Annotated in this window: 8 protein-coding genes; 3 read left to right on the top strand and 5 right to left on the bottom strand. The window is 40.7% G+C overall.

Going from position 1 to position 7,559, the window contains the following annotated elements; all coding sequences use genetic code 11:
• Positions 1-774: tyrosine-type recombinase/integrase (locus AC2JBO_RS40535; RefSeq protein ID WP_496959285.1), on the bottom strand; the 774-nt coding region annotated here is incomplete at its 3' end.
• Positions 775-2,261: 1,487 nt separating this feature from the next.
• Positions 2,262-2,681, bottom strand: coding sequence for an XRE family transcriptional regulator (locus AC2JBO_RS40530; protein WP_496959284.1), 420 nt, complete (start codon positions 2,679-2,681; stop codon positions 2,262-2,264).
• 270 nt (positions 2,682-2,951) lie between these two features.
• Between AC2JBO_RS40530 and AC2JBO_RS40525 the strand changes: the two genes are divergently transcribed.
• Genes AC2JBO_RS40525 through AC2JBO_RS40515 form a run of 3 tightly spaced genes read left to right on the top strand, consistent with a single transcriptional unit; the run spans position 2,952 to position 5,042 of the window.
• Positions 2,952-3,740 (top strand): helix-turn-helix transcriptional regulator, encoded by a 789-nt coding sequence (locus tag AC2JBO_RS40525; protein ID WP_496959283.1) that lies wholly within the window; start codon positions 2,952-2,954, stop codon positions 3,738-3,740.
• Between the two features lie 19 nt (positions 3,741-3,759).
• Positions 3,760-4,110: a hypothetical protein gene (locus AC2JBO_RS40520; protein WP_496959282.1), complete on the top strand. Its 351-nt coding sequence runs from the start codon at positions 3,760-3,762 to the stop codon at positions 4,108-4,110.
• A 41-nt stretch (positions 4,111-4,151) separates the two neighbouring features.
• On the top strand, positions 4,152-5,042 hold the full coding sequence (locus AC2JBO_RS40515; RefSeq protein ID WP_496959281.1) for a hypothetical protein: 891 nt from the start codon (positions 4,152-4,154) through the stop codon (positions 5,040-5,042).
• Positions 5,043-5,213: 171 nt separating this feature from the next.
• Here the strand turns inward: AC2JBO_RS40515 and AC2JBO_RS40510 are convergent, their stop codons facing one another.
• From AC2JBO_RS40510 to AC2JBO_RS40500, 3 genes are all read right to left on the bottom strand, one after another.
• Positions 5,214-5,351 carry a hypothetical protein gene (locus AC2JBO_RS40510; protein ID WP_157230100.1) on the bottom strand — a complete coding sequence of 46 codons (138 nt, stop codon included), beginning with the start codon at positions 5,349-5,351 and terminating at the stop codon, positions 5,214-5,216.
• Between the two features lie 75 nt (positions 5,352-5,426).
• Entirely contained in the window at positions 5,427-6,509 is a 1,083-nt protein-coding gene (gene psbA, locus AC2JBO_RS40505) for a photosystem II q(b) protein (RefSeq protein WP_496959280.1), read from the bottom strand.
• Positions 6,510-7,296: 787 nt separating this feature from the next.
• Complete coding sequence (locus AC2JBO_RS40500) at positions 7,297-7,470, bottom strand: hypothetical protein (protein WP_496959279.1); 174 nt, start codon at positions 7,468-7,470, stop codon at positions 7,297-7,299.
• Positions 7,471-7,559: the final 89 nt, after the last annotated feature.

The raw sequence follows: 7,559 nt of genomic DNA, 5'->3' as shown, positions 1-7,559 counted from the left end.
TCTCTTGTCGTGCTGTGGCCCATCCCCACTCAACTGGCGCCCAAAATTATGAAAATCCATAGCAATAAACAGCGGGTCAGTTGGCTTCACACTATCACGGCAACGTAACCAACTATATATAGCGTCCGCAACAGTCTTATTCAAATCCACCCTCACATCATCATTCCCCTTACCCTTCCCAAACACCCGCAGTACCGACTCCTGATAATCAAAATCACTCACCTTCAACTTGGCAATCTCAGAGCGTCGCAGCACATTCGACCAAAACAGTAAAAACAAAGCATAATCGCGCTTCCCCTTATCAGTCCTCACATCAATAACATCAAACACCTTATTATATTCATCCACCCTCACCCCAGAAGTATCCCTGTACTTAGTCACCCGCATCGACTCAATGCGGTCACTATCAAACCGATAACTGCACCGCTTCAAATTCCTCCCCGCTTTAATCAAAAACTTAATAGCCGCAAGATACCGATTAACCGTTGCCGACTTCCTACCCGAAGCAACCAAATAATTCTTAAACTTCAAAATCAACGTATTAGCAGACTCCTCATCCAAACCCCAAAACTCTTCAACATCATCTTGTGTAGGCGCCCGACTTAAAAAATACTCAAAAAACAACTTAATATTCCCCGCATACCCTCGCTGCGTAGTCCCCGCCTTCTGCTGCAACTCAGTTAAAAAATCACTCCCATGTCGTAACTCACCAGCTATCTTAGCCAGCTGACCCGACTTATAAGTAACGATTTCCTGGGACTTCTCACCACTCATAGAGATATTTGTGTTCACGACAATGCACTTTTTCATTAACGCTCAACCCTCCACACACTGACATCCGTTGAGCTACGCAAAACTGCCCAATTAGTACACAAGCACCAAATACTCTGGAAAAAATATCACGAGTTTCATTGAAGAGGCGCCGCATCACCAGAGCATTGAACGCAGTAATAAGAACGCTGGCGCCAAAAAACAACTCCGCTCACTCAATCAAACGGGGAGCGTATTTCATTACTTATTAAAACTTGTAGAATTACTATACGCAGTTAGTAAGCCGTACCGCACCATAAAATTTTGGTACTAGCTCAAACTTACTTATAATTAATAGCTTAATAATATCTCGGAAATCAGAAATCAAACTAACTTAAACTCCTTCCCGTACCGTGCCTGTACCAAGCAAAAAGCGGTTTTTGTACCTAAAAAACGACGATTTTTGTACCGAAAACAGCTTCAAAACAGTGCATTGAAACAGTAATTTTAATTTCAGACAGTCGCCAATACTAAATTTAGTACCCTGGTACACTACCAAGAGCAACGCAAAATTTTTTTTCTATGGATCCATATTATGTGCCCTAAAAAAAAATATTTTTTGAAATTTTATCTGTACCGCGCTCAAAATTGGTACTATTTTTCTGTTCCCGTTAGTACTATTTTGGCACTCAGTACCTAAAAAACAGGTACAAAACAGGATAAAAAAAGGCACAAACAGGTTTTTTAGTAACACTTCTGTACCGTCACTGTACCTCTATAATTATGAGGTAGTACCAATCATTTTTAAAGAGAGCAGTCTCAAGTTTTACTAATATTTGTTTTGCTTAAATATTGACTCTATTTTTTATATTTTTATATAAAAAAGCAACTTAAAACAGCAGATTGCAAAGGATAAGAATCCAAACTAAAATGTTAATCACGGTTAATAATTTTAGTGCCAAGGGTGCTACTCACTTCGACTCCTTGTGGCACTTCTGACTTTTGATGTTACGTGTCAAAGAAGACTGTAAAACCTAACCCACAAAAAGAGTTTCCTTGAAGAGGAGTACATTCGCATACTGACCGCTTGTAATCCAGGTGCCGAGGTTCGTGTAAAATGGGACACGTTGCAAATATTTGTTACAATTACTTGCATTTGTATAATTATTGTGGTTTACGCTATTTGAACTGAGCGCTTACTCGGTTATCTGTTAGCTGGCGCCCTTGAGCCTAAAATTCAAAATTTTCACTTCTCGGATATTGCTATAACCCCCCAACTACAAGAGAATGGGAGGGTACATTTGCTCTGTTCTATTTGTAGAGAGAGGTTGGGGGAGAGGTTTTGAAGCGGGATAGATGCGTCTCGGTTGATGTGATTCTTTGATATCTAATAGGAAGCGCTTTGGTACGAGCAATTTATTGAGGTGGTGTTTGCTTTATCGCTATAAATAGGTACTTGATGCTCTGCTGTTATGCGCTCTTAAGTTGTTGTGTGCATCGAATATCATAGCCTATACGGCTATTTTGTCTGTGGGTACTACAGGCGCCACGTTTACATAAATATTTGTTGTTTCATTATCATTCTTAATACTGCTGACTCGCGATTCTTTCCAACGTTTTCCTATCGCAATAAGTGCCTCTTCTATTTCTTCGTCAGAAGCAGTTTTAATTATTTCTACTATGCTTGGCTCATTCGCTGGTAATGGGCTTAATGCTCCTCCTGCTAGTAATTGGCAGAAATACAAACGGGCGCCTGGAGCAAGTTTATCCATTGCTTCTAATAGCTTGATAAAACTATCGTGGCTTAACCACTTACGACTTGCTCTTACCTCGGAAAGATAGTTTGGTGTCATGTCTATTAGAGCCGCCAACTCTTTACCTTTAATGCCGTGGCGGTCCATCGTCTTTTTTAATAATTCGTTTATTTCCATTTTTTTCTCTAAGATTAAGCTGACAGCCATGATTCTATGATATCATGCTCTCAGGTTAATTTTATTAAGCCTAAAGCAATGCTGGGTTAACTTGGTTAACCTTGGCACACGAATAGCCTTGTTAGGTACAACAACCCTAACAAGGCGGCATTTTTCCATAGGTATCTAGAATATGACAATTCAAAGAATCTTGATAGCGTCTTTAGACGTATATATTATGATGCAGGCTGTATCTGAAGTCACACTTGCAGGTAGTGAGGTGTAGACGCCGTGGACAAGATACAGGGTAAATTTTACCGATTACAACACTTCGAGTGGCTGCGCGCGTGCCATGAGCTACAACCATCAGAAAGAGATGTTTTGTACTACATCCGGACACTTGACCCCTACGAGAAGGGCATAGAATTATCAATTTCCAACATTGCGTCCGACCTATCCACCCCTAAAAAAAAGGTACACAAATCAACGGTTAGCCGCGCGCTGAAAGCGTTAAACGAAAGGGGATTTATCGACTTGGAGCTAATCCAGGTAAGGGTAAAAATAACAGTTGCGCCCATGCAATCTGTGTTGCCTGCATACAACGCGGTTGTCTCCACGCAACGAGATGTTCCCTCAGACAACGCAGAATGCCACCAGGCAACCTATGATGCGACCACGCAACAATCGGTGCCTGAAACCCCTTCTCTTGCAGAAGTTGAAACGCCTAAGATTAATAAGACTTATAAAGAATTTAAAGACTCTCTCTCTGACTCTGTGAGAGAGAGTTTTTTTAAGTTTGGTGAGAATAAAGCGAAACAACTCCCAAAACCACCACAGTTAATTTCCAAGTGGATTGGGGCTAATTGGGAGGAAATTAGGGACGAGTGGTTAAAAGCGACCAATAAGCCATCTGTGAAACTTTCGTCGAAGTGGGCAAATCATCCTAAGAGTGCGGAGTGGTTGGAAGTTATCAACACAGAAGGTTACGGGGTTTTTGTTTATTTAGATGGCGACTATGACCCAGAGCGCAAGGAATTTCTCGATTGGGCTTTTAAAGAAGATTTAGTTCGTTTTGATTGATACTTAACTGGCACTACATATGGATTTTGAAATAGAGGAAATTCTGCCGATTCCTGTAATTCGCTCTGCGGCACCTTTTCAGGAGGGTGAGGAAATCTTTGAGATGCCCCGGTGGCATTGCTTCTGTTGCCACGATACGGGATGGGTACAACCGCATATCGCTTCCCTTGTAATTGCTGATTACAACCCGTCACGGCATAGAACGCCTGTTTGCCAAGCTTGCGATAAAGGGCGCCTGTGGTTTCATCTTAAAGGCAATATTGACATGCGATTCAACTTTCGCATTTGTAAAAGACTTGATAAGTGGGAGCGTGACAACTGGAAAAAAACGGTTATGTTGCAGTTGGAAAATTTCCAGAAGCGTAAATAACTTGTCAATGAGACAGTTTTCGAGCGCTTGCCATAGCGCGCATGTCTGCGACCGTAAGCATTCAAGCAGAACAATTATACGCACGGTACAAACATTATGAACGCTTTTTGGGAAGCGATAAGAACAAGAATCAGGGGTGGAGAATGAAGCATAAAAAGATTACCCAAATAGAATCACTTTTTAATACTGGCGCCTATGAGCCAGAGGTCTCCGAAGAGAAAGTACTTGATACTGGTATTAATACGAACAATAATTCCTCTAAGAAAATGATTGCTCAGTCAAAAGTGTTGAACAATACTACTTTTTCGACTGAGTATGAATGCTCTAATAAAGTAATAAACAATACCAATGGAATGGAAGATGAATGGCACCAAGAACTACAACCCGAAACAAATATACTAAAACAATCAAAAAATTTAGATGAAAAATCAAATGTAGTAGACACAAAAAAATTCTTAGAGGAATCAGAGTATCAAAATATTACCGTACTAAGTCTACACTTAGGTACTAAAGTACTAAATAATGAGTCAAAAATTTTAAGTAGTTCAGAGCATCAGACTACACCCGTGAATTTCTTAGAGGAAAAAACTGATGTACTAAAAGCAGATGTTTCGAGGTTCGCGACGGAGACTTTTAAGCTGGGTCGGCAACGATGTGGATGTTTGTACAAGTACTTGGAGAATAAAAAATTAAAGGATGGAACAATTGCATCATATCCAAGGGTAATAGGCAGACGTGACCCGGACAATGTGAAGCACTGGCGGTGGGGGTTCAATTGGGAAGAGAAGATAGATGGGGAGTGGAAGAATCGTAGTATTGGTGTTCCAATTGGCGCCGTGTCTATGGTGATTGGAATGCAGAATAATAATTGTAGTGTGAATGAGATAATTAGCTTTATTAAGAAGAGTAAAGCTAAAAATACCCGCCTATAGTTAAGAGCCAGAAGTCTCATCTAATCAAGTGATTGATACTGGTATTCATAATTACAATGTTTCCTCTAAGAAAATGATTGCTAAAGTAGAAAGTCATAAAAAAGTAAGGATAAAACTAAAATTTAGATACGCGCGTCTGACGAATGGGTGCCTGCTGTACTGGTTCTATGTTTATTCGACTTCGATGGCGCCTAAAATTTTGAGCAATTGCTGGATATTGTTCAACCCTAGTGACAACCCAGTCTCCAAACGGAGCGCGTGAGTTGAACTTTTGGGATATTGCGGGTCAACAAATTCCTCAACCTGCAAAAACTGCCTAAAGCGAAAGCGTCCCTGGTAGTAGGGACGCTTTCGCGTTGATTAATTATTTAGTTATCATTCGTTTTAGCCGTTGATAGCAGGCGCCGATAATGCTACTGGTGCAGCTTCACCAGATGCTAAGTCGAGTGGGAAGTTGTGAGCGTTGCGCTCGTGCATTACTTCCATACCTAAGTTAGCGCGGTTGATGATGTCTGCCCATGTGTTGATGACGCGACCTTGGCTGTCAATTACTGATTGGTTGAAGTTGAAACCGTTCAAGTTGAAAGCCATTGTGGAGATACCTAAAGAGGTAAACCAGATTCCTACTACTGGCCATGCAGCTAAGAAGAAGTGCAAGCTGCGGCTGTTGTTGAAGGAAGCGTATTGGAAGATTAAGCGACCGAAGTAACCGTGTGCTGCAACGATGTTGTAGGTTTCTTCTTCTTGACCGAACTTGTAACCGTAGTTTTGGCTTTCGGTTTCGGTTGTTTCACGAACTAAGGAAGAAGTTACTAGTGAACCGTGCATTGCAGAGAACAAGCTACCACCGAATACACCTGCTACACCTAGTTGGTGGAAGGGGTGCATCAATATATTGTGTTCTGCTTGGAATACCAACATGAAGTTGAAGGTTCCGGAGATACCCAAAGGCATACCATCGGAGAATGAACCTTGACCGATTGGGTAAATCAAGAATACTGCAGTTGCTGCTGCAACAGGTGCAGAGTAAGCTACGCAAATCCAAGGACGCATTCCTAAACGGTAGGAAAGTTCCCACTCACGACCCATGTAGCAGAATACGCCGATGAGGAAGTGGAATACTACCAACTGGTAAGGACCACCGTTGTACAACCACTCATCTAAGGAAGCTGCTTCCCAGATTGGGTAGAAGTGTAAACCGATAGCGTTAGAAGAAGGAACAACGGCGCCGGAAATAATATTGTTTCCGTATACTAATGAACCAGCTACTGGTTCGCGGATACCGTCGATGTCAACTGGGGGTGCTGCTACAAATGCAATGATGAAGCAGGTGGTTGCTGCCAAAAGGGTTGGAATCATTAGTACACCAAACCAACCGATGTATAAACGGTTTTCGGTGCTAGCTATCCAACGGCAGAACTGCTCCCATACGTTGGCGCTTTCGCGACGTTGTAAAGTTGCGGTCATGATTGTATAAGTGCGGTTAAAAAGTGTATGTATCAGACGTTTCTGCGTCTGTAACCATATATTAACGCGCTTTACATTTTGTTACAATACTTCTTAGGGTGAGTAATTCTTACCTGGGTGATTAGGTTTACTTATCAATCTTCGTATATATTGCGGCACGTGTAGAGACGTGCAGAGCGAAGTGTACCGAAGGTAAATTTTCATAATTGAGAAGCTTCGCTTGCGCGTCTCTACATTAATCACGTTATGTGCTGGCGCCTGCTGTCTATATAGTGAACCAGAGCTATAGCTTATAGTATGAGGTAATATTTTCTGTTAGTTGTCTAAAGTTTATATACGTACCATGTCGTATTATATTTAAGATATTTATTATTTTAGGCTTTGGACAAAATTAACAGCATTTTGGATTAATTCATTAGCTAGTGTGGCAAAACCACTTAAATCTCCTAGTTTGGTGCGTAAGAAATCTAAAAGGTCAATATCTTGTGGTAAATATTTAGTCATACTTTTAAAGCTAACTATATTAGTCTCAAAGGGTTATCTTGTATCTTGCACCTGCATTCTGGTATGTAATATTAATTGCAGAGTTTATAACTACGCTCATACCCGCCTAGGACTAATGGCAAAAGTCCATTAAAATGGACTATGTAAGTTAGTAGTATTAAACACATATATATTTCCAATTAAGAATTAATACGTAGAGGTGCAAGATGTCAGTTATGACTTTATAGTTCCCATTCTCTGAGGCATAAATTCAGTCAAGCGATAATTTTTGTATTAGCATACTTTATGACTGTGCTGTATCAATCCAATTATTCAACCAGTCTCCATCAACGTCTTTAACAAAATAGCGGATACCATCAACTCCCATAGCTCTTCTGGAGCGCTTCAAATTTCTTGACCTTTGAAGCGCTTCTCTTGCTCTGGTTATTTTTTGTTCTTCAGGTTTAATTGACATCATTAAATTTAAGCTACTTCCGAAAAGTGTTTTGGTGATGGATTAGCTGGAAAGAATACAGAAGGTGAAACTTTGAAAAACTCACCAAGCTT

It is taken from the genome of Calothrix sp. CBUCES-K 9914 (assembly GCF_059640475.1).
The sequence above is the reverse complement of the archived record's forward strand: the minus strand, read 5'-3'. Positions and strand labels throughout refer to the sequence as shown.

Excerpts from the sequence above, each read along its gene's own strand:
- AC2JBO_RS40515 (WP_496959281.1), top strand. The coding sequence starts at position 4,152 with ATGTCTGCGACCGTAAGCATTCAAGCAGAACAATTATACGCACGGTAC.
- AC2JBO_RS40500 (WP_496959279.1), bottom strand. The coding sequence starts at position 7,470 with ATGATGTCAATTAAACCTGAAGAACAAAAAATAACCAGAGCAAGAGAA.
- AC2JBO_RS40520 (WP_496959282.1), top strand. The coding sequence starts at position 3,760 with ATGGATTTTGAAATAGAGGAAATTCTGCCGATTCCTGTAATTCGCTCT.
- AC2JBO_RS40530 (WP_496959284.1), bottom strand. The coding sequence starts at position 2,681 with ATGGAAATAAACGAATTATTAAAAAAGACGATGGACCGCCACGGCATT.
- psbA (WP_496959280.1), bottom strand. The coding sequence starts at position 6,509 with ATGACCGCAACTTTACAACGTCGCGAAAGCGCCAACGTATGGGAGCAG.